The 24,617-nt window shown below is 36.2% G+C and carries 18 protein-coding genes; 12 read left to right on the forward strand and 6 right to left on the reverse strand.

What is annotated here, in order from left to right:
- Window positions 1–19: 19 nt before the first annotated feature.
- Window positions 20–1,372 carry a PEP-CTERM-box response regulator transcription factor gene (prsR, locus tag QUD79_RS01030; protein ID WP_184422010.1) on the forward strand — a complete coding sequence of 451 codons (1,353 nt, stop codon included), beginning with the start codon at window positions 20–22 and terminating at the stop codon, window positions 1,370–1,372.
- A gap of 862 nt (window positions 1,373–2,234) precedes the next feature.
- Here the strand turns inward: prsR and QUD79_RS01035 are convergent.
- Genes QUD79_RS01035 through QUD79_RS01055 form a run of 5 tightly spaced genes read right to left on the reverse strand, consistent with a single transcriptional unit; the run spans window position 2,235 to window position 8,022 of the window.
- Window positions 2,235–3,263, reverse strand: coding sequence for an XrtA/PEP-CTERM system-associated ATPase (locus tag QUD79_RS01035; protein ID WP_184422007.1), 1,029 nt, complete (start codon window positions 3,261–3,263; stop codon window positions 2,235–2,237).
- A gap of 4 nt (window positions 3,264–3,267) precedes the next feature.
- Window positions 3,268–4,863 (reverse strand): TIGR03016 family PEP-CTERM system-associated outer membrane protein, encoded by a 1,596-nt coding sequence (locus QUD79_RS01040; protein ID WP_184422004.1) that lies wholly within the window; start codon window positions 4,861–4,863, stop codon window positions 3,268–3,270.
- The gene (locus tag QUD79_RS01045; protein ID WP_184422001.1) at window positions 4,829–5,758 is read right to left on the reverse strand and encodes an XrtA-associated tyrosine autokinase; all 930 of its coding nucleotides are present in this window, start codon (window positions 5,756–5,758) and stop codon (window positions 4,829–4,831) included. Before QUD79_RS01045 ends, QUD79_RS01040 begins: the two co-directional genes overlap by 35 nt.
- A 3-nt stretch (window positions 5,759–5,761) precedes the next feature.
- The gene (locus tag QUD79_RS01050; RefSeq protein WP_184421998.1) at window positions 5,762–7,351 is read right to left on the reverse strand and encodes an XrtA system polysaccharide chain length determinant; all 1,590 of its coding nucleotides are present in this window, start codon (window positions 7,349–7,351) and stop codon (window positions 5,762–5,764) included.
- Between the two features lie 47 nt (window positions 7,352–7,398).
- Window positions 7,399–8,022: an XrtA/PEP-CTERM system exopolysaccharide export protein gene (locus QUD79_RS01055; RefSeq protein ID WP_385958500.1), complete on the reverse strand. Its 624-nt coding sequence runs from the start codon at window positions 8,020–8,022 to the stop codon at window positions 7,399–7,401.
- Window positions 8,023–8,258: 236 nt separating this feature from the next.
- Here QUD79_RS01055 and QUD79_RS01060 point away from each other — a divergent pair, with 236 nt between their 5' ends.
- From QUD79_RS01060 to QUD79_RS01105, 10 genes are all read left to right on the forward strand, one after another.
- Window positions 8,259–9,662 (forward strand): TIGR03013 family XrtA/PEP-CTERM system glycosyltransferase, encoded by a 1,404-nt coding sequence (locus QUD79_RS01060; RefSeq protein WP_184421992.1) that lies wholly within the window; start codon window positions 8,259–8,261, stop codon window positions 9,660–9,662.
- Window positions 9,663–9,709: 47 nt separating this feature from the next.
- Window positions 9,710–10,909 carry a TIGR04063 family PEP-CTERM/XrtA system glycosyltransferase gene (locus QUD79_RS01065; protein WP_184421989.1) on the forward strand — a complete coding sequence of 400 codons (1,200 nt, stop codon included), beginning with the start codon at window positions 9,710–9,712 and terminating at the stop codon, window positions 10,907–10,909.
- 3 nt (window positions 10,910–10,912) lie between these two features.
- Window positions 10,913–12,028, forward strand: coding sequence for a glycosyltransferase (locus tag QUD79_RS01070; protein ID WP_184421986.1), 1,116 nt, complete (start codon window positions 10,913–10,915; stop codon window positions 12,026–12,028).
- Window positions 12,025–12,543, forward strand: coding sequence for a serine O-acetyltransferase (locus tag QUD79_RS01075; protein WP_286289511.1), 519 nt, complete (start codon window positions 12,025–12,027; stop codon window positions 12,541–12,543). Before QUD79_RS01070 ends, QUD79_RS01075 begins: the two co-directional genes overlap by 4 nt.
- Window positions 12,537–13,679, forward strand: a complete 1,143-nt coding sequence (locus QUD79_RS01080; protein WP_184421983.1) for a glycosyltransferase family 2 protein — start codon at window positions 12,537–12,539, stop codon at window positions 13,677–13,679. Before QUD79_RS01075 ends, QUD79_RS01080 begins: the two co-directional genes overlap by 7 nt.
- Window positions 13,679–14,833, forward strand: a complete 1,155-nt coding sequence (locus tag QUD79_RS01085) for a hypothetical protein (protein ID WP_184421979.1) — start codon at window positions 13,679–13,681, stop codon at window positions 14,831–14,833. The genes QUD79_RS01080 and QUD79_RS01085 overlap by 1 nt, the downstream gene beginning before the upstream one ends.
- A gap of 11 nt (window positions 14,834–14,844) precedes the next feature.
- Window positions 14,845–15,837 (forward strand): polysaccharide deacetylase family protein, encoded by a 993-nt coding sequence (locus QUD79_RS01090; protein WP_184421976.1) that lies wholly within the window; start codon window positions 14,845–14,847, stop codon window positions 15,835–15,837.
- 82 nt (window positions 15,838–15,919) lie between these two features.
- Window positions 15,920–17,029: a GNAT family N-acetyltransferase gene (locus QUD79_RS01095; RefSeq protein WP_184421973.1), complete on the forward strand. Its 1,110-nt coding sequence runs from the start codon at window positions 15,920–15,922 to the stop codon at window positions 17,027–17,029.
- A gap of 691 nt (window positions 17,030–17,720) precedes the next feature.
- The gene (locus QUD79_RS01100) at window positions 17,721–18,749 is read left to right on the forward strand and encodes a glycosyltransferase family 4 protein (RefSeq protein WP_184421970.1); all 1,029 of its coding nucleotides are present in this window, start codon (window positions 17,721–17,723) and stop codon (window positions 18,747–18,749) included.
- Window positions 18,750–18,803: 54 nt separating this feature from the next.
- Window positions 18,804–20,153, forward strand: coding sequence for an O-antigen ligase family protein (locus tag QUD79_RS01105; RefSeq protein WP_184421967.1), 1,350 nt, complete (start codon window positions 18,804–18,806; stop codon window positions 20,151–20,153).
- A gap of 64 nt (window positions 20,154–20,217) precedes the next feature.
- Here the strand turns inward: QUD79_RS01105 and QUD79_RS01110 are convergent, their stop codons facing one another.
- Window positions 20,218–22,158 (reverse strand): acyltransferase family protein, encoded by a 1,941-nt coding sequence (locus tag QUD79_RS01110; RefSeq protein ID WP_184421965.1) that lies wholly within the window; start codon window positions 22,156–22,158, stop codon window positions 20,218–20,220.
- Window positions 22,159–23,423: 1,265 nt separating this feature from the next.
- Between QUD79_RS01110 and QUD79_RS01115 the strand changes: the two genes are divergently transcribed.
- Window positions 23,424–24,611 carry a glycosyltransferase family 4 protein gene (locus QUD79_RS01115; RefSeq protein ID WP_184421963.1) on the forward strand — a complete coding sequence of 396 codons (1,188 nt, stop codon included), beginning with the start codon at window positions 23,424–23,426 and terminating at the stop codon, window positions 24,609–24,611.
- Window positions 24,612–24,617 lie beyond the last annotated feature (6 nt).

A 24,617-nucleotide genomic window follows, 5' to 3' on the forward strand; every position in this document is an offset into this window, starting at 1 on the left:
ATATTATAAAGGGTTTGTAATGGAAAAGTTGTTGATCATAGATGATGATAAAGGTATTCAAAAGCAGCTTAAGTGGAGTTTGTCAGACTACGAAGTAATACTTGCTGACGACCGAGAAAGTGCAGTTGCAGCTGTTCGTCGTCACGAACCTAAAGTTATCACACTTGATTTAGGTCTTCCTCCTGACGAAGCAAATGCCTCTGAAGGCTTAGCTGCACTAGACGAAATATTAGCAATAGCACCGCATACTAAAGTAATAGTTATTACGGGTAACGACGACCGCAGCAATGCATTAAAAGCGATCACGGCAGGCGCTTACGATTTTTATCAAAAACCTATCGACTCAGATGTTATAAACGTTATTGTTTCGCGTGCGTTTTCATTAGCAATTATTGAAGAAGAAAACCGCAGAATGCGTTCAGTTGCCGGTAGCGATATTGGCATAATAGGAAATAGTGAAAGCATTGATCGTTTACGCACCATGATCAAACGCATCGCACCAACTGAAATAACCGCCTTAATACTTGGTGAAAGTGGTACAGGTAAAGAAGTTACCGCTAGTGCTGTTCACCTTGCGAGTGGTCGTAAGAAAAAGCCGTTTGTAGCCATAAACTGTGCTTCTATACCTGAAAACTTATTAGAAAGTGAACTGTTTGGCTTTGAAAAAGGCGCATTCACAGGGGCTCATCGCACCACAAAAGGTAAAATTGAATGTGCCGAGGGTGGAACACTCTTTTTAGATGAAATCGGCGATATGCCATTCAGCTTGCAAGCAAAACTGTTACGCTTTTTACAAGAAAAGAAAATAGAACGTTTAGGAGGCCGCCAAGAAATATCGGTTGATGTACGGGTAGTATGTGCAACTAACCAAAACTTAGAAGAAATGGTGGCAGAAAAAACCTTCCGCGAAGACTTATATTATCGTGTGAGTGAAATAACCCTAAATATTCCTCCATTAAGAGACCGAGACGAAGACGTACTTATTTTAGCGCAGTATTTCTTACAGCGTTACGCGCTCGACTATAAACGCAATATTAAAGGTTTCTCAGACGATGCACTTAGTGCAATAAAAAGTCATCGTTGGCCAGGTAATATTCGTGAATTACAAAACAAAGTTAAAAGCTCGGTAATAATGGCACCTGGCACACAAGTAAACGCAATAGATCTAGGCTTTTTTGATCATGTAGACCAAGGCATAGAGTTGTCATTAAACCTACGACAAGTTCGAGAAGAAGCTGAAACAATTGCAATTCAAAAAGCGTATGCGCTATCTGAAGGAAACATGTCAAAAGCGGCAGAGTTGTTAGGTGTAGCAAGACCAACCTTGTATTCATTAATTGAAAAATATGGCTTACCAATAAATATAGAATAACGTTTTTTGACGGCCTAAAGGCCGACCTACATTGGTGTGGGAAGTATTGTGTATTTTTTGTAGGTTGGGCTTCAGCCCATCAATTTTTTTGACGGCCTAAAGGCCGACCTACATTGGTGTTGAGAAGTTGTTTTGTAGGTTGGCTTTGCCGCCATGGACGGCGGTAGTAGGGTAATGCAGGAGCAATTACCGATAAGCCCATCAATTTTTTTGACGGCCTAAAGGCCGACCTACAGGGTGTTGAGATATATTATGCGATGTTTGTAGGTTAGGCCGTATATTTGTCATGTTTTTGTAGGTTGGGCTTCAGCCCATCAAAAATATTCGAATAATATTGCCATTGACGGCCTAAAGGCCGACCTACATTGGTGTGGAGAAGTATTGTGTATCTTTTGTAGGTTGGCTTTGCCGCCATGGATGGCGGTAGTAGGGTAATGCAGGAGCAATTACCGATAAGCCCATCAATTTTTTTGACGGCCTAAAGGCCGACCTACAGGGTGTTGAGATATATTATGCGATGTTTGTAGGTTAGGCCGTATATTTGTCATGTTTTTGTAGGTTGGGCTTCAGCCCATCAAAAATATTCGAATAATATTGCCATTGACGGCCTAAAGGCCGACCTACATTGGTGTTGAGAAGTTGTTTTGTAGGTTGGCTTTGCCGCCATGGACGGCGGTAGTAGGGTAATGCAGGAGCAATTACCGATAAGCCCATCAATTTTTTCGACGGCCTAAAGGCCGACCTACAGGGTGTGGAGATATATTATGCGATGTTTGTAGGTTAGGCCGTATATTTGTCATGTTTTTGTAGGTTGGGCTTCAGCCCATCAATTCTTTTGACGGCCTAAAGGCCGACCTACAGGTTATTCTGGATCTATATTGTGCTCTGCATAAAGGCGGCTTTTATGTTTAAGCAATTTATCTACATAACGGGCCATTTTTACTTTTTGCTTAATCGTGGTTTCTAAAATTTCTTCAACTTCACGTAACACATCTTTAATGTTTTGAACATTTTCAGCTGAATTAACTACAACCTGAGTGGGTTCGTTATTTTCTAGCGTAGCATTGTTTAATGAGCCTGTTAGTTCAACTTCCATTTCTTCGGCAACACTTAAAATAGCATCAAGCGTTATTTGCTCTAGCTCCTCTAAAAAGCCGAATAATAAAATGCGATCAACAAAAATATTAATTTTACGCGGCACACCTAGTGTTTTTTCATGAATAATTTCAAAAGCATCTTCAGAAAATAAACTGTCTTTAATACAGCCAGCTTGGTTCAGGCGGTAATTAATATACTCTTTAACTTCTTCAACTGAAAGCGGCTTTAGATGAGCTGAAGCAATAATACGTTGACGAAATTGCTCCATATCAGGTGCTTGAATAATGGGTTTAAGCTCTTCTTGGCCTAATAAAAAACTTTGAATCAACGGTTTATTATCTAATTGAAAATTAGACAACATTCTTAATTCTTCAACGGTTTCAGCAGGTAAATTTTGGGCTTCGTCTACAATCAGCAGTGCGCGCTTACCTTGCTTATGCAGCGAAATTAAAAACTCTTCAATTGCTTGCAGTAAATCAGCTTTACTATCGCCATTGGTCTTAATTTTAAATTCTGAAGCAACTAAAGCTAAAAGCTCTTGAGGGTTTAATTTAGTAGTAACTAACTGCGCTGCAACAATGCTGTTGTCGGCAATATTATTAAGTAAATTTCTGGCGATAGTGGTTTTTCCCGTGCCGATAGGGCCGGTCACCACAATAAAACCTTCACCTTGGTCTAAACCATACTGCAAATAAGACATTGCACGTTGATGGTGATTAGAAGCAAAAAAGAAACGAGGATCAGGGCTTAATTGAAATGGCTTTTCCTTAAAACCATAATAACTTTCATACATCTAGTTAAAATCCTTTGGTTACTTTAAATGAAATGCGGTTTTCGTCATAGTTTAGGTATAACAGTTCTGACTCTCTATTTAAGCTACTGATACTGAAGGTTGAGGTTAAGCTATTATTAAGCTTACGGTCATAATTAATAGACGCTTGGCGATAGCGATTAAAGCGATCTTCGGTAGTATTAGAGTCAAACTCTTGCTCTCTATAACTTAATAACAATTTAAGCGTTGATTTAGGACTAAGTTCGCGGCTAAAGCTGAAACTAGCAGCTTTGTTAGTGTTTACTAGTTTAGATTCTAAATTCTCTTGTTCAAAACCATTAATGCCAAGGGTAAAGGTCGTTCTAGGCAACGCTAGGGTGCTAGTCCAATTTAAGCTTTTATTTAAAGAGAGTCCGTAATCTTCAACGAGCTCAAAATCATAAACAGGCACAGTAAATATGTCAGTAACATCAACAATTTGATCATTGCTTAAATAGCAATTCGCCAAATCGTCAACTACGTTTGAAGGGCATAAATAAACCCCTTGAAGCACCGCTTCAAAGTTATTACGTGTAAAAGTTTGTACCGCTTCATTATATGAAATGGTATTCGTTAAGCGCTTGTTTTCGTGTGTTAACGACAATTGATAACTGTCGCCATAAAAGCGTTGCGAATAACTTGCCGATAACTTAGTGCGTTGGGTAGGTTGCCAGCCGATAGAATAGTCTAAATAATTGTCTTGTACCTCACCATCGATAGTTAGCTTGTCACCAATAGGTTTATTGTAAGACAAGTCTACAAACAAACGCGGTGTAACCAACCAGCGTACACCTAAACCAACAGAATTTGACTCAAGCGAACGTTGCCCTTGAATGGCACCTTCATTATCTTCATCGTAATAACGAATAAACGGGTTAAAGCCAACACCCGATATCCAGCCAAGCTTTATTTCTGAGCGGTAAAGCGTACTCTCACGATTATTGTTTTCTAAATCTTGATAAGAGCCAGATACTTCCCAAAAAACGTGCCTTGCACTTTTACCATTGTTAGAGCTTAAAGATGCAACAACACCTTCTCGGTCACCAATATTATCTTCACTTTCAGTAATTTGATATTGAACCGAGCTGTTAATAGTAAAGTCGCTGTTAACAACATTATAAGCTAAACCAGAGCTGTAGTTTTCAATTTGAACAGTGTTACCGCTTACAATATCGGCAAGGCCATTTCGCGCTGAATTACGGCTCTGATTACTAATAGCAGCACTTGCAGTAAAAGTTATGCCGTTTGGCCACAGCATATAACTAAGCTGGCTGTTTAAGGTATGAAAATCATCATCAATATCATGATCATGGCTGTACATAGCATAGGTGCTAGTAGAGCTTAAATCGAATGCTAAATATTGTGCTTTATAATTGGTGTTTAACGCTAAACCAACTTGGCTAACTAAGCTGTTTATCTCGTTAGACTTAGTTAACTTTACATTGTCGGTATAAATTTCATCAACAAAAAGCTCAGGCGAAAATTCCCATTCACCTGCTGTGCTTATTTGCGGTAATAAGCATAAGAGCGAAAAAACCGATAAAGATTTAATTCGCGCCATATCCATAGCCATAGTAGCCATACATATCCCTATGAGATCTAATTGCTTTATTAACAACCAAACCTAAAGCAAGATCTTCACTAAGGTTTTCAGTTGCTTTTTGAATATCGGCAAGTTGTGTTTTTGACTCTTCCACCACCAAAATAGCTTGCCCCATAAAGCTAGACAATACTAAGGTTTCAGAAACACCAATTAACGGTGGGCAATCAAAAATAACAACTCGGTCAGGGTAGCGTTGCGCTAGTTCTTCAGCTAAGGCTACCATTTTATCACTCGCTAATAACTCGTTCGATAAATGATGCGGCTTGCCAGCAGGTATTACCTTAAGTTTATCAATATTACTATTGTAAATTGATTCACCAATGTCTTTGTTTTCACCTAAAAGGTATTCAATCAACCCTGGCATTTCATCAAGACCAAGTTCTCTATTAATACTTGGTCTTAACACATCGGCATCTATTAATAGCACGGTTTTATCTTGCTCTAAGGCAATACTCAAGGCTAAATTAATTGAAACAAAGGTTTTACCTTCATTTGGCTTAGAGCTACTTACCATAATAAGGTTAGGGTGCTTTAATGTTTTTGCTGCAGCGCCAAAGGCATTGGTTAATAACTTACGCTTAATTTGGCGAAACTCATCTTTAATACTTTTACGAGAACCGTTGTCTACCAAGTAACCTCTTTTTTCAAGGTCGTCTTTATCAATGGTAATAACGTTATCGTTAGTATAAGCGGTGGTAGAAGCTACATGCTCTGGTGTAACTTGTTTCGCCTGTATAGCCTCGGCCTTTACATCGGCAGTAACATTGGCATTAACTTCTGCAGTGTTAATAGCTTTTTCTAAAGTACCGCTTTCTGTTGTAGCGTTGTTTGCTTTGTCTCTTTGCTTTTGTAGCGCTTTTTCAATTGTACTCATCAGTTACATTACCTTCCTAACAAGCGCTTGAATGGCATCTGGAAAAGAAAAATATACCACTAACGCGAATAATATTGATAACAATAACATGTTAGACAGAATAAATATCTGTGTTTTTCGTCGATGCCATTTTTGTAAACCTAAGTTCTCAGTTGCTGAAACAACACCAAAAACAGGAATGCCAGTAACTTGAGATACTTGTCGGCCTGAGGTTACAACAGGGCTAATTTGGCTTACAAAAAGTGATAACCCAGTACCCACACCTACACCAGCAATTAACACAGCAATAAAAAATAATATTCTTTTCGGACCTGAAGGCTCAGTAGGTGCTTTTGGCGGATCAATAATTCTAAAGTTAATTTTGTTAGTAGACTCGTCTGCTTGTTTGGCTATTTGCGCAGTTTCTTTACGCGACAACAATTGCTCGTACTGGTCTTTAGTAATGCCATAATCACGATTAAGCGCGGTTAATTCGGCTTCAATTTCTGGTAAAATATGAATTTTACTTTCAAGCTCAGTTACCTGTTGCTGATAGCTATTAGCACGTACTGTTGCAGAAGCTATTAAATTCTCAAGTTGGTTTATTTGAATCATTATCCCCTGAGTAACAGGATTTTGAGAAAGGTTATAACTACCACCTTCGCTTGACTCTGAATTTAAAAAATCTTCTATTTCTTTTTCACGTTGCTTAGACAGCATCGCCAAACGATTTTTTACTTCAACCACATCAGGGTGCTTTTCAGTGTAACGTAATAATAAGTTGTCTAGTGCGGTTTCAAGCTCTTCAATTCTAGAGTCATAAGTGGTTTGAATGGTATTTTCACCTACAATATTATTGTTAGCTTGGTTAGCGTCATCACCTTTTTTCGGGAGCTGGGCGCGAGCCGACTCTAGTTGAGTTTTAGTTTCGAGAATCATCAACTCAATCGACTTTAATTGCTCTTTGGCCGCAGTTAGCTTTTGATAATAACCGCCGTATTGATTAGGCAGTACATCGCTATATTTTTGTTTAAAGTCAGTCAGTTTAGCTTCAGAAGTAGCTAAGCGGTTTTCATACTCTTTAATTTGCGAGTCTAAAAAACGTTGTGCAGAGTCAGAGTCACTGCGGCTTTCGCCTAACATGCTTTCAATAAATACAGTTAATACCGATTGCACAACATTTTTAGCGGTTTCAGGGTTTTGATGCTCATAGGTAATTCTAAAGATATTTTGCTGACGGCCACCTGTTTTTTTAATAATAATATCTTCTTTAAGACTCTTTATAAGCTCTTCATACTCTAAAGGCGTTCTAGCTGAAACATCTAAGTCAGTCATCCTTGAAATACGCTCAAGATTGTCGCGACTTAGTAATGTTCTTACCATTAGCTCAATTTGTTTTTCAGTATCGGTTGAAACCGTAATACCTTTTAATAACGGCCCTAAAATAGACTGTGTATCAGCAAAAACGGTAGCTTCCGACTCATAAACATCATCAAGTTGCGCTACTACTAACCACCCAATTGGACAAATTAGCCACGTTGCTATTATTAAATAGCGACGTTTAATCCAAACTCCTTTTAGGTAATCTACTACCTGTTCAATTATTTCTTGCATTCCTGACCTCTGTTGCAGGGGATAACTAACTTATAAACAACTATTAATTAAAACCATGTCTCAGGTATTACAATAATATCGCCAGGCAGTACATCAACGTTTGCTGATATTTCACCATTTTTTAGTAAGTCTTCAATGTAAATGTCGTATTGCTTTTGGGTGCCATTTTCAATACGTACTAGTTTTGCATCGTTACCGTCGGCAAACTCAGTTAATCCGCCAACACTTATCATTACATCAAGCAATGTCATATTTTGTACGTAGCTAATTGACTGGGGCTGAGCTGCTTCACCAATAACACGAACTTGCTCACTAAACGGGCCAACAAAATTATTAACGGTAACCGTTACTACCGGCTCTCTTAAATAGGTGCCAAGAATTTTTTCAATTTCGCGGGCAAGCTCTGTAGGTGTTTTGCCTGAAACAGGAATATCTTCAACTAACGAAGTGGTAATCATACCGTCTGGACGAACAACAAAAGTGCCAGAAACTTCAGGGTTACGCCAAACAAAAATATTTACAGCATCGCCTGCGCCAATTAAGTATTTGTAAGAGCTAACATCTACAGTAGTTGACTGATGCAAAGATGCTGGGGGAAGGGTATTAGTACTACACCCTACCAAAATATAGCCAATAACTAAAATTGTTAACGCTTTCAGCTTGTTAATCATACTAATTTCCATGGTGGTGACCTTCTTTATTACGACGGTTTTTTATTAAGCTACCAGATTGTAAGTGATTTTTACAATTGATGCACATTATTTCATATCTACAAAAATGATGTTAAACTTGCTAGCATAAGATTACACTTCTTTATAATGAAAGCATCTGCTATTTTTAGCACTTTCACAATTTAATATTCGCTAATAATTAGCAAAATAAAATTTCAGGGATAGCTGCCTTATTTATGTCTAGTTCAAAGTTTAGAGATCTATCGTCAGGTAGTAAATATCTGGTATTAGTTGAGTTAGTGTTTTTTGCTAGTGCCTTATTGCTCACCGTTTATTTAAATAAATTTTTTCTTTTTGTAGAGCCAATTGAGCTGGCAGGCAACTTTATTTTTATTTATGCCGTTGTTTATGCCTTTATTATTCAACTTTCATCGTTAGCACTTGGGCTTTATAACTCTAAATTACGTGAAAGTTTTCGTGGTATTGTTAGGCGTTTATTGGTGTCGGTTGCTATTGGTTTTTTTATCGCCACTATTGTTAATCCCTTTTTTGGTGAAAATTCGTTACCAATCGAATTACTCGCACTAGCATCAGTAACCACCTTAATTATTGCCTCTATTTTTCGTTACTTTATTTATAAAGTAGACTTTTTTGGTTTAAATAAACGTACTGTACTGGTATTAGGGGCAGGACAACGCGCCTCTATAATTGAAAGAAGAATGCGCCGCGACGTAGACCGACAAGGCTTTACCATGCATGGTTTTGTTGTTATGGAAGGTGACGGCGAAGGCGGTATAGTTAACGAAAATAGAATAACACTCGACACCTCATTAGTAACCTATGCCTTAGAGCACGACATTGACGAAATAGTGGTAGCGAGCGACGAACGCCGAAATAACTTACCAGTAGATGAACTTTTTGCTTGTAAAATTCGAGGGGTAGAAATTACCGAAATTCTCGACTTTATTGAACGTGAAACTGGTCAAATTGCCGTTAACTTAATTTACCCAAGCTGGGTAATCTATTCCAACGGTTTTGCATCGGCAAACCATTTACGCAATACCCTTGATTGGGTGTTTAATGCCAGTATTGCTTTTGTTTTATTTCTGGTAGCGTGGCCAATAATGCTAATTACCGCCATTCTTATTAAGCTCGACGAGGGGATGAACGCTCCTGTATTTTATTATCAAGAGCGAGTGGGCCTAGACGGACAAGCCTTTAATATTATGAAATTTCGTAGTATGCGCATCGACGCAGAAAAAAATGGCGCACAAATGGCCTCTGAAAACGATGACCGCACCACCAAAATAGGCAAGTTTATTCGTAAGTATCGAGTAGACGAATTACCGCAAATATATAACGTAATGCGTGGCGACATGGGTTTTGTTGGCCCACGCCCTGAACGCCCTGAGTTTGTGCAACAGTTAATCAAAAACATTCCATATTACAACGAGCGCCATAACGTAAAACCAGGGCTAACCGGTTGGGCGCAATTAAAATATCCTTATGGTGCTACTGAAGAAGACTCGTTAGAAAAACTTAAGTACGACCTGTACTACATTAAGCACCGAAGCTTTATGTTAGATTTATTGATCTTAATAAGAACCGTTGAAATTGTATTATTTGGTAAGGGCCGTTAACCCTAACCATACGAGTAACCACTTAGTCAGTTTAAAAGGAAATAACATTGAAGGTTTTACATGTTTTAGAGTATTCAAGGCCAAATATAAGCGGTTACTCGCTTAGATCAGACGCTATTATTCGCCATCAGCGTCAAATAGGTATTGTAACTCAACAACTTACTAGCCAAAGATACCAAGACTTTACTGAACTAACTGAAAGTGTTGAAGGTGTAGAATACCAGCGAACCCAAGCTTCTACTTCTATATTAAGTAAAATTCCGTTTATCAATTATTTACACCATATAAATTTTTTAGCAAAAAGAATAGAAAAAGCAGTAGTTGAAGGCAAACCTGACTTAATTCAAACCCATTCACCCATGTTTAATGCGCTAGCTGCGATTAAAGTGGGTAAAAAATATAACATTCCGGTTACGTATGAAGTTCGAGCCTTATGGGAAGATGCAGCAGTTGATACGGGTAAAACCAAAGAAGGTAGCTTTAAGTATAAAATGATCAAAGCTATTGAACAACGCGCCTTTGAAAAAGCTGATGCGGTAAGTTGTATTTGCGAAGGGCTAAAAGCAGATCTAATAAAAAGAGGCATACCACAAGATAAACTATTTGTTACGCCAAATGCAGTTGATATTAATAATTTTCAGCCATTGCATCAGCGCGACCCAGAGCTAGCGCAAACTTTCAAATTATCAGGGAAGAAAGTAATCGCTTTTATCGGAACATTTTTTAAGTATGAAGGGCTGCACTATGCCATTAGTGCAATGAAAGAAATTACTAAAACAAGAAAAGATATTCATCTTTTATTAGTAGGTGCGGGTAATGAGTTAGCTAATTTGCAGCAACAAGTAAGTGACCAAGGCCTAGCTGAATTTGTTACTTTTGTTGGTCGTGTGCCTTTTGCAGAAGTCAGTCGTTATTATAGTTTAGCCGATTTAATGGTATTCCCGCGTGAAAGTATTCGATTAACTGAATTGGTTACTCCACTAAAACCACTAGAGTCAATGGCACAATATAAGCCGGTTATTGCTTCTGATATTGGTGGTCATAAAGAGTTAATAGAAGATAATAAAACAGGTTTTTTATTTCCTGCCGACAATTCGTCGGCACTAGCAACTAAAGTGCTAGAAGTAATAGATAACACTAGCTTGCTTACAGAAATTAGTGAGCAGGGTTTAACTTTTGTTCGTGAAGAAAGAAACTGGTTGAACACAGCAAAGCAATATTTACCAGTATATGAAAGGCTTATTTAAGTTATGCCAGAGCAGCATAAGCCCATTATTATTATTACAAACTTGTATCCAGTACCCTGGGGACCCAATCGAGCCAGTTTCAACAAACAACAATTTGACATAATCGCGGACAAAAAATCTGTAAAAATTGTGGTTTTACTGCCATGGAAGGAATGGTTGGTGCATCGCAAAGCCTGCCAATCAAATAACAATATTAAATACTGCCCTTACTTTTATATCCCCAAAGTTGGACGACGCTTAGTACCATACTTCCAATTCTTTTCGTTGTTGTTTCTGCTTCCTTGGATGAAAAAACAAGAGGCGACAGGCTTACTAGCGTCTTGGGGTTTTCCTGACGCGGTAGCAGTAGCTATGGTGAATAAATTTTTAAATCTACCGTTATTTGTCAAAGTGCATGGTACTGACGTAAATGAGAATATAAAGTTTAGTGGCCGAGCAAGTTTAATGAAAAAGTGGTTAAATAAAGCACAAAGTATTTTTTGTGCGAGTAAAGCCCTTGCAGACGCATTAGCTAAAATTGGAATTGCACAAGAAAAGCTTGTGGTAAATTACAATGGAGTAAACCCTGAAATATTTTACCCTGCCACTAACAAGCAGAATGATAAGTCGTTAGTTTTTGTTGGTAGCTTAATTACTACAAAGGGAGTTAATGAGCTTTTTTCTGCTTTTATCCTCTGTCACAAAGAATGCCCGAACTTAACTTTAGATATACTAGGTGAAGGACCAATGAAAAGTGTTTTAGCAGATAAAATTAATGCACATAATTTACATGATAATATTAAGCTTCATGGCTCCGTAGCGCTTCCTCTGGTTGCCGAGTTTGTTCGCAATGCCAGCGTATTAGTGCTACCTAGTTACCGAGAAGGTGTACCAAACGTTTTACTAGAGTCTTTTGCAAGTGGTACGCCAGTAATAGCAACAGTAGTGGGTGGAATACCTGAAGTTGTTAATGAAGATGTGGGTATTTTAGTTGATAAAGAAAATAGTGAACAACTCGCTAACGCAATAAATACAGCGCTAAATAAAAACTGGTCTAGTGAAAAATTACTTTCACACGCAGCTCAGTTTAATTGGCAAAAAAATGTACAACGGGTAATGGAAATAATAGAACCGCAGTGAAATATCTAAAAAGCGACTTCAAGCAAAAACAACAAATACTTATCAGCGAAGGGTATAATGTATCAATGCTGCGGGTATTAGTAAGCGACGGCACCTCGGCAAATGCTATATACAGACTAACAAGTTGGTTAGTTTCATATAAATTATCTCCACTAGCACTTGTTACTTTGTGGTTAAACAGGGTAATTAATGGCTGTGTAATTGGTGCTGCTGCACAGTTCAGTTATGGTTTAGTTATTATGCACCCTGTAGGTGTGGTAATTAACTCAAAAGTACGTGGCGGGCGAAACATTACTATTGAAAGTGGTGTGGTTATAGGTGACGAAAAAGGTAAAGCCCCAGTGTTGGGTGATAATATATTTATTGGTGCCGGCGCCAAAATTATTGGCGGCATAACTGTGGGTAACAATGTAAAAATAGGTGCTAATGCTGTGGTGGTTAAAGATGTTCCTGATAACGTAACCGTTGTTGGGATACCAGCAAAAGTAATAAACAAAGGTGTAAAAGAATGTTAATTGTTTTTTGGATATCATTAAGCTTATTAGTGTATTCATACTTTGTTTACCCACTATTATTAAAATTACTTGTTAAACCAAAAGAAATTAAGCTGCAAGCGTTAAGCGAGTTTCCTAGCGTAGACATAGTAATAGCAGCATATAACGAAGAGTCGTGTATTAAAGCGCGTATCGAAAACGCTTTGCAGCAAAACTACCAAGGCGAATTAAATATATTGGTAGCTTCAGACGGTAGTAAAGATAAAACTGGTGAAATAATTACTAGCTTTACAGACCCTCGAGTAAAAGCGTTTAACTTTCCAGAAAACAGAGGGAAAATATCTGTTTTAAATGATTTGATTGCTCATTCAGATGCAGAATACTTAGTATTAACCGATGCAAATACTGACTTTAATATTGATGCAGTAGATATACTTATTAGAAGCTTTAACGACAAGGTTGGCGCAGTTTCTGGTGAGTTAATATTAGAAACTGATGCAGGTAACCAAAACCAAGACGGCTTATATTGGAAATACGAACAGTTACTTAAAAAATATGAATCTTCACTTGGTGGCTTGTTAGGTGCTAATGGTGCTATTTATGCAATAAAGCGTGAACTTTATATCCCATTATCAAAAGATACGGTTGTAGATGACTTTTGCATAGTTATGAACATAAAAAAACAAGGTTACCAAGTGCTGTATAACGAATTAGCAGTAGCAACCGAAGAAATAGCACCATCACTTAAAGAAGAGTATGGTCGCCGCGTAAGAATAGGTATAGGTAACTACAAGGCCTTTATGGTAAATTTATGGGCACTATCACCACTTCAAGGTTGGTTTAGTTTATGTTATTGGTCGCATAAGGTACTGCGTTGGTTTGCGCCTCACCTAATGCTAGTGGTATTTCTGTCAAATTTATTATTAATTACTACGCCAATATATTTGTTTTTATTTATCGGACAAGTGTTGTTTTATGCCATTGGCTATTACGGACAAAGAAAAATAGATAATGGTAAAAAAGTTAATGGATTAGTTGCTATAGTAACTTTCTTTTTATCAATGAATGTTGCATTAGGACAAGGCTTTTTTAAATTTTTAAAAGGTCATAAAAGTGGTGGCTGGCAACGAACAGCGCGCTCAGGAGATACAAAGTAATGACAATCATTTTAATACTATTAGTGTTAGCCGCACTTGCATTTTGGCTAGTATTAAAAAAGAAAAACATGGATATTTGGTTTTTCTCTTATCTAAAAAATGTACTCAGCCGCCCTAAAGTTGAAGGGCCAGTGCATGTAATGTTTTGTTTTGTTGATCATTATGAACCGCAATGGCGAAACGATGACATTGAAATTGAACGTGCGCGTGTAGACCGATGGTTTAAAGATTATCCGCTAATGGCAGAGCAGCATAAAGATGCTGACGGGCATATGCCTAAACATTCTTTTTTCTATCCTGAAGAAGAGTATAGATATGAGCATTTAGCCAAATTGTCTGACATGTGCTATCGCGGCTTTGGTGAGATAGAAATTCACTTACACCATGATAAAGACACCCCTGAAAACTTTACCAATGTAATGACTAATTTTGCCAACACATTACACAATGACCATGGCGCACTGCCAGTTCACCCTGAAACGGGCCAAATAATGTATGCGTTTATTCATGGTAACTGGGCATTAGATAATTCACTACCCAATGGCTATATGTGTGGTATTGATAACGAACTTCCATTACTAAAGCAAACTGGTTGTTATGTTGATATGACCCTACCTTCTGCTCCAAGCCCAGCGCAAACAACTAAAGTTAACGCAATTTATTATGCCACAGGTAAACCTGGTGGCTGTAAAGCTCATGACAAGGGGGTTGATGTTGAAGTAGGTAAAGCAGCTACGGGCGATTTAATGCTAATTCAAGGTCCATTAGGTGTAGCCCTAAAGTGGCGAACGCCTAAAGGCTTACCCAGAATTGAAAACTCTGATGTACGTAAAACTATGCCACCGTTAAAATCACGAGTAGACCAATGGGTTAACTCACATATTCATGTTAAGGGTAAGCCAGAGTGGGTGTTTATTAAAGTACATACTCATGGCACACAAGAAGCAGACATGGACACCTTGCTAGGCCAAGCTAGACACGATATGCACACATACTTAGAAACTAAATATAATGATGGCGATAACTATGTGCTTCATTATGTTTCAGCTCGTGAAATGTATAACATTGTAAAAGCAGCTGAAGCAGGTGAGAGTGGGGATCCAAATTTATATAGAGACTTTGTATTGCCTAAACCATCGTTTATGCCTTTGTAGTGAGATAAGAAGTGTTTTTTCAACTTCGCCAAGGCCTTAGTAAATTTCTGTCATTAACGGGAGGAATTAACTATTTTTGGAAAAGGCTACCAAACGGTGTTTATGCCTTTAATTATCATCGGATAGGTGATAAAGAAAAAACTCCTTTTGATCGGGCTATTTTTTCATGTACGCAAAATGCCTTTGAACAACAAGTAATAGAGCTAAAAAAACACTTCAAAATTATTAATACAGTAGAGCTTGCAAAGCTAATAGCGCATGGTGAAATTGTGAATGATCGTTATGCAGTTATTACGTTTGACGATGGCTATCTAGATAATTTTACTGAAGCTTTCCCAGTTTTAAAAAAACATAAAATACCTGCAGTTTTTTATTTAACAACAGAGCTACTCGAATCTCGGCAAATAACTTGGTGGGATGAAATTGCCTATTTATTGAGAAAGTCGCATGGTATGAAATACCAGCTACCGAACGGCACTTTAGAATATACACTTGAAAAAGATAATATAGATAAAATTATTCAACGAATAATGTCTGATATAAAACAAACAAAGAATTTATCTGTATTAACTGCACTACAAGATATTAGATCAAAGTTCCCTGAAGCTAGAACAAAGCTTTTAGCCGAAAATCATGAGTTGTTCATGGGGTGGGAACATGCTGAAGAACTACTAAAGCAAGGAATGGAGATAGGCTCTCATACACTCACTCATCCTATACTTACACAGCTTGAAAACGAGCAACACAGAAAAGAGATTGTTGAATCAAAAGCAATACTAGAAAAAAGGTTGAACTGCACCATTAATTCAATAGCGTACCCTGTTGGTCGCTATTATTGCTATAACCAAAATACATTTGAATACACTGCTGAAGCAGGCTATAAAATAGGCTTTAATAATGAGCCTGGCTACCATCGTAGTATTTGTAACGCACTTGATATTAATCGTTTTTGTGTAGCAACTGATGACATAAATTACTTAAAGTATGAATGTTGTTTTACGTAATTCGAAAACACATTAAATGTTGTAGCCTTTATTAAAAGAATAAAGTTGCTCGGTGTAAATACAAAGGAGGCGTACATTTACCATGAGTTTAGAGTTATCTGTAATCACCTCACTTGAAGAGTTCGAATTACTTGCAACTAAATGGGAAAGCTTTAGAAGGCAACACAACGATAATAATATATGTAATGGCTGGGATTGGCTAAACACTTGGCTTGATATATTTGGTAGTGAAAAAGACCAACTTTACCTACATGTATGGCGTTATCAGCAAGAGATTGTTGGTATCATTCCTTGTTACCTTAAAACTACATTAGCAGGGAAGGAATTACGTTTCATTGCTACAGGTGAACCGATAAAATCAGAAGTTTGCAGCGAATTTCAAGATTTTATTATAAATGCAGAGTTTGAAGAAAGAATACTAAAGCAATTTTCTGATCAAGTGACAGTAGATCAAAATTTTTCCGCTATTATATTTGATAATATTATAGAGACATCAATCGCAAATAGATGGCTTAATACATTAAGCATAAGTAATTGGGTAAAAAAAATAAATAGTGTTGGAACGCGCTACATAATACCGGTACAAAAAAAGCAAGAAGCACAGCTCTCAGGCTTTAAAAGTAAAAGTATTAAAAGGCACGCTAAAAACTTTATTAGCAATACAGATTACCAAGTAATAGCAATAAACGAAAAAAAGGCACTAGCAGGCTTCTATCAACAACTTATAATCGAACACAATACAAGCTGGCAAAAGCGAGGTGAGACAGGAGCATTCGAAAATAAAAGTTTTGTAGCTTTTCACCGCACTTTTAGCGAAAGAATGCTAGAAAAGAACAAGTTGGTAGTCTTTAAAATTGCAAATAAAACTGAAATTGCTGCACTTTTTTATGGATTTATAGACGGTAACACACTTTATTATTATCAAAGCGCTGTAAATCACGATAGTAAGCTTTCATCTGCTGGTGTTGCAATGCATGTAGTTGCGCTCAATATAGCAAGAGAAAAAAAGCTAAAGTTTTATGACTTAATGAAAGGTAGTAACGACTCTTATAAAACACGGTATATTACTAGTGATATTACAGTAATTAATGCTTCTACTTATACACTAAAATATAAATTTATAAAAAATATAATTAAATTATTTCAAAAGTTTAATATAAGAATAAGTAAGTTAATAAGTACACATAACTAGTTTTACTACAGATCTATATTTATGCCGTGAATAGTACAAGCTAAGAGTATAGCTATATTGTAGGTCGGCATTTATGCCGTCAATAGTAAATGTTTATGATGTTGTTATATTGTAGGTCGGCATTTATACCCGGCAATACTACATGTTTATGATGTTGTTATATTGTAGGTCGGCATTTATGCCGTCGATAGTACATGTTTATGATGTTGTTATATTGCAGATCGGCATTTATGCCGTCAATAGTAAATGTTTATGATGTTGTTATATTGTAGGTCGGCATTTATGCCCGTCAATACCACAAGTTTATGGTGTTGCTATATTGTAGGTCGGCATTTATGCCGTCAATAGTAAATGTTTATGATGTTGTTATATTGCAGATCGGTATTTATGCCATCGATAGTACAAGCTTAGGGTATTGTTTTATTGCAGGTCGGTATTTATGTCATCGATAGTTCAAGCTAAGACTATTGCTTTATGTAGGTCGGCATTTATGCCGCCAATAGTAAATGTTTATGATGTTGTTATATTGTAGGTCGGCATTTATGCCGTCAAATCTCTACTTTAGGAACAACAGGGATTAATACCAACTTAACACCATGTTGTTATTAAAGTTTAATTTATAGATACTTATTAACAAATATATACCAATCAAGTGAAATGATTCACTTACAACCAATAGAGTGTTTTTCGAGTGAAAATATTACATGTAGTAAGTAGTTTAAATGTTGGTGGTGCAGAACGCTTCGTTATAGACCTTGCTACGGAACAAAAACAACAGGGTCTTCAGCCAAGTATTTTATCTATGGGGAAAGTAGGTGAGCCACTTGAAAGCGAAGTTAAGCGCTTTGATCTAGGCTTATTGCATGGTACTAATATCTCACAACTGAGATCTTATTTATCTCAATTCGATATTGTTCATGTGCATAGCAGCTATAGCTTATTAAGAGTTTTATTAGCCTCGTTACTTCTCCCTATTAAAGTCGTTTATACGCGGCATAATGAACGCGTACATACTTCATTTAAGTGGCGAATCATCTATTTGATCGCTAAGTTTCGTTTACACAAAATGGTATTTGTTGCCGAAAAAGCAAGACAAAATTATTTAGCAACGTATCCATCATTTGAAAAAAAGTCATGTACTGTGCTAAATGGTGTGTTACCCATGGTAACCACTAAAACACAAAGTGAAAAGTTTCGTATTGCTCATGTCGGGCGATTTGTACATTTAAAAGCACAGCATCATATAATTCAAGCTATTGGGTTATTAGCTGAAGATATTCAAAAACAATTAAAACTTTTTTTTTATGGAACAGGTGACTTATTGGAAAAAAATAAGAACCTTGCTAAAGAGCTTATTCCCAATGTTGATGTTGCTTTTATGGGGTTTGTTACCGACCGAAATAAAATTTACGAGAATACAGATTGTTTAGTGGTTGCATCAGAAACAGAAGGTCTTTCATTAGCAATAATAGAGGCGTTAGCAAGTGGAACACCTACAATAGCGAGTAAAGTAGGGGGAAATCCTGAGCTTATTAGAGATAATATTAATGGATTATTATTTGACTATTCAAATATTGAAAAGCTGGCAGAATTAATTGAATTAATGATAAACAATAAAGCCTTGTATGAACAATTTAGTAATAATAGCATCGCGCTATTTGAGTCTAATTTTTCAATAGAACGATGTACTAAAAAGTACCTCGTTGCCTACGGTAATTAGGTATTCGTATGTGCCTATTTATTTTGAACTATTGCAACGTTACTGGTGAACGTAATGAATAAGAGAGTTTCAATACAGCCAAAAGATAAAGACTCGTCCGTAGCTTTTTTCTTTTTGTTTTTATATACCGCTGCTATCTTTATTCGACCGCATGAAGCCTTTAGAGTATCGCAAGATTGGGTTGTAATTAAAGCTTTTGCAATAATTGCATTATTATTTACATTACTTTCGCAAAGACCTTTAAGGGTTAGTTCTCAGCATGTAATGGTGTTTCTTTTATTGCCAGTAATAATAGTTTCAGCTGTAATGAATGGATATGGAATGAAAGGTATATCACAATCAGAGTTGTTTATTGTTAGCTCAGTAATTCCTTTGTTTTTATACAGTTCACTTATAAGTTCAATTAAGCGTCATCATATTATTATGATTGTATGTATCATTGCTGCGTTATTAATGGTCCATAACGGGCATGTGCAGCGCAATAGCTTTGATGGTTTCGGATGGACGGGCACCCAATATGTAGGTGACGGTAGAATTACTTATTTAGGTTTTTTTAAGGATCCTAATGATATGGGGATGTTTTTTGTTATGAACCTTCCTTTAATTGCCTACTTCTTTGTCCGGACTAAGGTTATAGGCAAGTTATTGTGTATATCAGTTTTTTCAGCTTTGTTATACGGAATATATTTAACGGACTCAAGAGGTACGTTTTTAGGTGCAGCAGCATTAATTGCAATATATTTATTGATAACTAAAGGGGGAACCAAATTAATCCTATTTGGTATAGCTATTGGACCCGTTATCGCTACGTTAATAGCAGCTAGAGGTGGAGTTTCTGCTGCCGACGCTTCAGCTTCAGGACGGCTAGATGCATGGTATCATGGTATACAGATGTTTTTATCTAATCCTGTTTTTGGTGTTGGTATGGGGAACTTTGTTGAATGGCATCGAAGAACCGCTCATAACTCATTTGTAATGGTCTCGAGCGAATTAGGTTTTATTGGCTATTGTTTGTGGGCTGGTGCTATATTTTTAACAGTACTGGCCGGATACTATATTGTTAAGAATAAAAGTAGAATATTAGAAAATAGCAATGAAGTACCAGGTGATAAAGATAGCCAAACAAAAATAAAGTCTGTAAAAGAGCTTGAACAAGAGCTGTTATTGGCTTCAGCTTTATTTTTTAGTATGGTTGGCTACTTAATAACCGCATTTTTTCTTAGTAGATCATACACACTGTTATTATTCGTTTTTTTAGGAATGAATATGGCATCTCATTACCGAATAATAAAGTTAGTGCCTGTATTTAAAGAACAGTTTAATGTTAAAAAAATTGTTCACTCTATTGGGGTTGGTTGGGGCTTAATGGTAATGGTTTATATCACCTTAAAAGTTGCACTTTAGCAATTCATCAAATCGAATGAGTAGAAGTGATCGTCTAACTCATTCAAATTGATAAATTTATAAGTTACTTAAAAGGGTTGCCTCTTTGGATTAAATACTCTTCAGCAAGTAATTTAGCACCTTCTTCATTTAAGTGATCGTCATCTCGGTAAAGCGGTAGCTCTTTAAAAGACATACTACAATTTTCACCTTGGCAATATAGTGTATGTGGTTTCATAATAATTAGTGAAGGGAAGATCGGTTTAAGTTCCGCTAATATTTCATTAAACATAATATTCTCAAGTCGCTTAATATCGCATTGTAAAGCACTATTGAATAGCTCTTTTTTAAGCGAACATTTAGGGCTCTTGCCCAATAGGGTTGGCGTATCCTCTATAAAAATGGGAACCGCTCCACTTCGAATAATAACTTTTAATGTTGAAGCTAACTTTTCTTTTACCAATGTCTTTTTTATTTGGTTATCAGTTACAGGCCCGTTAGTAAATATTCGCTGTGTAGTAAAATGTGGCCACGAAGCTGCCATTACTACAAAATCAAATTTTTGCTGTTCAATATGCAGTTGAGCTGTATGATTTCGTTGTCGACATTTTTCTGCCATATGTAAATTAGATCCCCAATTGAGGTCCATTACAGGTAAGCACCTGTCTAGTGTGTAATCTTGTCCTTTATAATTAGCCTCTTTCGCTAGAATGGTAAAAAAGGGAACTAGGTGATTTGCATGAGAGTCTCCAAAAATAAAAAAGCTGCCTTGTGGTGCTTCTTCTTCACCAAAAAAGCACTTTTTATTAGGTAAGTCTTCACTATTTCTAAAAGCTGCATGGCAACCTACTCTTGATTTGCTGGCGAAAGAGTTTAACGCATTATCCATTTTTATAACTTCAGGAGAAAACCTACTAGGGTAGCCGTTTGAATTGATCCCTAAAAGCGCAATACTAATAAGAAGTGCTGCGGGGATTAAATACATTGTGCTCGCTACACGACCAAATGTGGTTACCTTAATAAGGCGAAAAGGCTGTTCGATATACTTATAAGATAATATCGATAATATGTATGTAAGAAATATAGCGAAAAGCTGGGTAGGTAAGGTAAGCTCTATAGCGGTATACCGCAATAAAACGAGTACTGGCCAGTGCCATAAATACAATGAATAGGAGATATTTCCCGTATAAACTATAGGTTTATACGATAAGATATTATTTACAACACCCCCTACAGAATAAATAAGTAAGGCTGTTCCTAATGTAGGGTAGAGTGCATTATATCCTGGGAACTGTGAATGTTCCGACAATAATAAAGCGCTTGAAATTATTAGAGCTAAGCCAATTAACGATAGAACATGACTAGCTAAAGTATTAAGTTTAGGTAACTTATGCCAAAATATCGCTAAACATGAACCCAACAAAAGTTCAAAAAACCGAGTAGGTAGCAAGTAGTAGGCGGCACCTATGGTAAACTCTGTCCCCCATTGTGAAAATATAGTAGCAAAAACCAATAAAACTACTGATAAATAAGCGGTAACTTTTCCACCCAAAAACTTAACAGCAAATAGTAACATTAATGGCCACAGCAGGTAATATTGTTCTTCTATTGCTAAAGACCATGTATGTAATAACGGGGCCTCTTGTGAGCCACCATCGAAATAGCCGCCATATGCCTTCCAAAAAAAGAAGTTAGCGCCATATAGCACTACCCATATAATACTGCGATAAAAACGCATTAAGTCTTCAGGGAGCATAATAAAACTAAAGACAATAGCCGTAATTAAAACCACAAAAAGTAACACCGGCATTAAGCGCTTAATTCGACGGCTTAGAAATGTTTTAATGCTAAATGTTTTAGCTATAATTTGTGGAAATATAATGGCAGTAATTAAAAATCCTGAAATAACAAAAAAAACATCAACACCAACAAAACCACCAGAGAAAGCACTAAAGCCAGCATGGTTTAATATGACTAAAGCGACTGCTATCGTTCTTAATCCGTCTATATCTATTCTATAGTTCAATTTTTATTATCCAACATATGTGTGATCTACCAATTTAAGAAAACTACTGAAATTTAATGAAATATTCTATTTATTACCTTAGGAATACTATTATTCTTATATATCACTTCCCTCATGCGAATACTCTACAATATTACGCCGCAAGCGGCGAGGGATTAAACTCGAAGAATATTAAAAATAAAGAGATTAAGGGGTCTAAAATAACAAACCCAATAAAACCAGCAGATAGAAAATCATGATTAATGTGAAATATTATAACAACAAGAACTGCAATGGCTCTTAGTCCATTTTAATCAGCCGTAAACTTAGGTTCACTCATTACTTTTTTGATAAAACATCGATATTATAATACAACTCAACTTAATTCTTCATGCCTGTGCCTTAAAGTATTAATTTTACTTGCATGAGTTTTCGGTTCATGGAACAGGCGAATAGGTTAATCCCTTAAACAGACTATAGGTAAATTACTAAAGGAGTAACGAAGCTTATTCATTTCTGTGTAGTTATTGGACCTTTGTTGTTATCTTGTTAGCGGGTAGAGGAGGCGCTTTATCTTCTGATACCTCTAATTCTGCTCGAATAAATATGTTACTATCTAACACCATTCTAGGTGTGGTAGAGGGACTTCTTTGAATGGCATCGAAGAATAGTCCATAGCTCATATGTAATGGTTTCGAGTGAATTGGACTTTATTGACTATTGTTTATGGACAGGTGCAATATTTTTAACAGTATTGGCCGGATACTATATTGTTAAAAATAAAAATAGGTTATTAGAAAATTACAATGGAGTGTTAAGCGATAAAGTTAGGCAAACAAAAAAAGTGAATCTTTAAAATAGCTTGAACAAGAGGTGTTACTGGTTTCAGCTTTATTTTTTAGTATGGTTGGGTATTTAATTGCTGCTTTTTTCTTAGTTGAGCATATACCCTGTTATTATTGTTTTTTAGGGATGAATATGGCTTCTCATTATCAAATGATAAAACTAGCCCTTATTTTGAAGAGCAATTTTAAAGCCCTGCGCTTTTGAAATCTATTGTCGTTGGTTGGAGATTAATGGTTATGGTTTATATAACATTAAAAGTGGCACTTTAACTGTATATTATTGCAATATATTGAATTATTACGTTTGAGTTTATTTCGCGTAATATTTACGAGACATTAGATTTATTTTACTTTTTACAAACAGATAATCAGTCTATTATACATAACGAGCTATAAATTTACTTTAAAAGTATTTTTTAGCATTAACGAGAAAATTTATTTATGGCCAATGTACTTTTTTTATCTATTCCTGTAAGTCAGGATAATCGTGACAAGTTAACCTATAACTTTATCCAAAAGGAAGCGGCCGCATTAGCAAAAAAAGATGAAAACATTATTCATTTTCATCCCAATGTTGATAATACCACTATTGCAAACATTACGTTTACTGGAAAAAGGCAATTTGATTCAATTAATAAACTTGAAGTATTTAGCTTTATTTTTAAACACATTAAAAATTACTATCAATTACTTCTTATCGATATTAAACAAGCATGGTGGTTAGCAAAGCTAGAAATAGCTATTGGAAAAGTAATAGTAGAAAATAATATTAATGTAGCTCATTCTCATTTTATGTACCCATTAGGTAGTTGTGCTGTCAATATTTGTAACTCTTTAAATATTCCAGTTATTAGCTCCTTAAGAGGAGCTGAAGTGTGTAATTTACCTGAATATTCTTACGGAGCAATGCGCGAAGTTTTTTTTCAAAAGGCAAGCGCGATTGGAGCAAGATATTCGCAAATTATTACTACCCCCAATAGTGGTATGCAAAAAGTGGCGGCTGAAATTTTTAGGGTTGATAAGTCGAAAGTAAAATACTTACCCAATGGCATTGATGATGATCAGATAGATCATGAGGTGCATACCTTAAATGCGCAAACTTTACCAATTAACCTTATAGCTATTGGCCGATTAATTAAATTAAAAAATTACGCTAATTTACTTCAAGCGATTAAGTTATTAGATAAAAATTGTGTGCAGTTAACATTGGTTGGAGAAGGTCCTGAATCAGCTGCATTGAAAGCATATATAGAAGAAAACTCAATGGTAAATGTTAATCTGATTGATGAAATGGCGAAAGGCAAATTATTTGATTTAATTAAGGCAGCACACTACTTTATACATCCTAGTTTAAGTGAAGGGTTGCCTAATGTGGTTCTTGAGGCTTTAGCTAAAGGGAAACCTTGTTTAGTTTCTAAAATTGACGCTCATTTTGATGTGATTGAAGAGGGGGTTAATGGCTATTTTTTTGATCATAAATCGCCGATAGATATTGCTAATACTATAAAAACAATAGTTGAAGGACCACCAACAGAACTTTCTTTAAATTGTCTGAAATCGGTTGAAAAATTTGCTTTGTCAAATAAAATCAATGAATATTCTAGAATTTATAAAAGGTTAATAAAGTAAGGCAAG

The sequence above is a fragment of the Thalassotalea piscium genome (genome assembly GCF_030295935.1).
GTDB classification, from domain to species: Bacteria; Pseudomonadota; Gammaproteobacteria; order Enterobacterales; family Alteromonadaceae; genus Thalassotalea_B; species Thalassotalea_B piscium.

Excerpts from the sequence above, each read along its gene's own strand:
- prsR (WP_184422010.1), top strand. The coding sequence starts at position 20 with ATGGAAAAGTTGTTGATCATAGATGATGATAAAGGTATTCAAAAGCAG.
- QUD79_RS01035 (WP_184422007.1), bottom strand. The coding sequence starts at position 3,263 with ATGTATGAAAGTTATTATGGTTTTAAGGAAAAGCCATTTCAATTAAGC.
- QUD79_RS01040 (WP_184422004.1), bottom strand. The coding sequence starts at position 4,863 with ATGGCTACTATGGCTATGGATATGGCGCGAATTAAATCTTTATCGGTT.
- QUD79_RS01045 (WP_184422001.1), bottom strand. The coding sequence starts at position 5,758 with ATGAGTACAATTGAAAAAGCGCTACAAAAGCAAAGAGACAAAGCAAAC.
- QUD79_RS01050 (WP_184421998.1), bottom strand. The coding sequence starts at position 7,351 with ATGCAAGAAATAATTGAACAGGTAGTAGATTACCTAAAAGGAGTTTGG.
- QUD79_RS01055 (WP_385958500.1), bottom strand. The coding sequence starts at position 8,022 with ATGATTAACAAGCTGAAAGCGTTAACAATTTTAGTTATTGGCTATATT.
- QUD79_RS01060 (WP_184421992.1), top strand. The coding sequence starts at position 8,259 with ATGTCTAGTTCAAAGTTTAGAGATCTATCGTCAGGTAGTAAATATCTG.
- QUD79_RS01070 (WP_184421986.1), top strand. The coding sequence starts at position 10,913 with ATGCCAGAGCAGCATAAGCCCATTATTATTATTACAAACTTGTATCCA.
- QUD79_RS01080 (WP_184421983.1), top strand. The coding sequence starts at position 12,537 with ATGTTAATTGTTTTTTGGATATCATTAAGCTTATTAGTGTATTCATAC.
- QUD79_RS01085 (WP_184421979.1), top strand. The coding sequence starts at position 13,679 with ATGACAATCATTTTAATACTATTAGTGTTAGCCGCACTTGCATTTTGG.
- QUD79_RS01095 (WP_184421973.1), top strand. The coding sequence starts at position 15,920 with ATGAGTTTAGAGTTATCTGTAATCACCTCACTTGAAGAGTTCGAATTA.
- QUD79_RS01105 (WP_184421967.1), top strand. The coding sequence starts at position 18,804 with ATGAATAAGAGAGTTTCAATACAGCCAAAAGATAAAGACTCGTCCGTA.
- QUD79_RS01115 (WP_184421963.1), top strand. The coding sequence starts at position 23,424 with ATGGCCAATGTACTTTTTTTATCTATTCCTGTAAGTCAGGATAATCGT.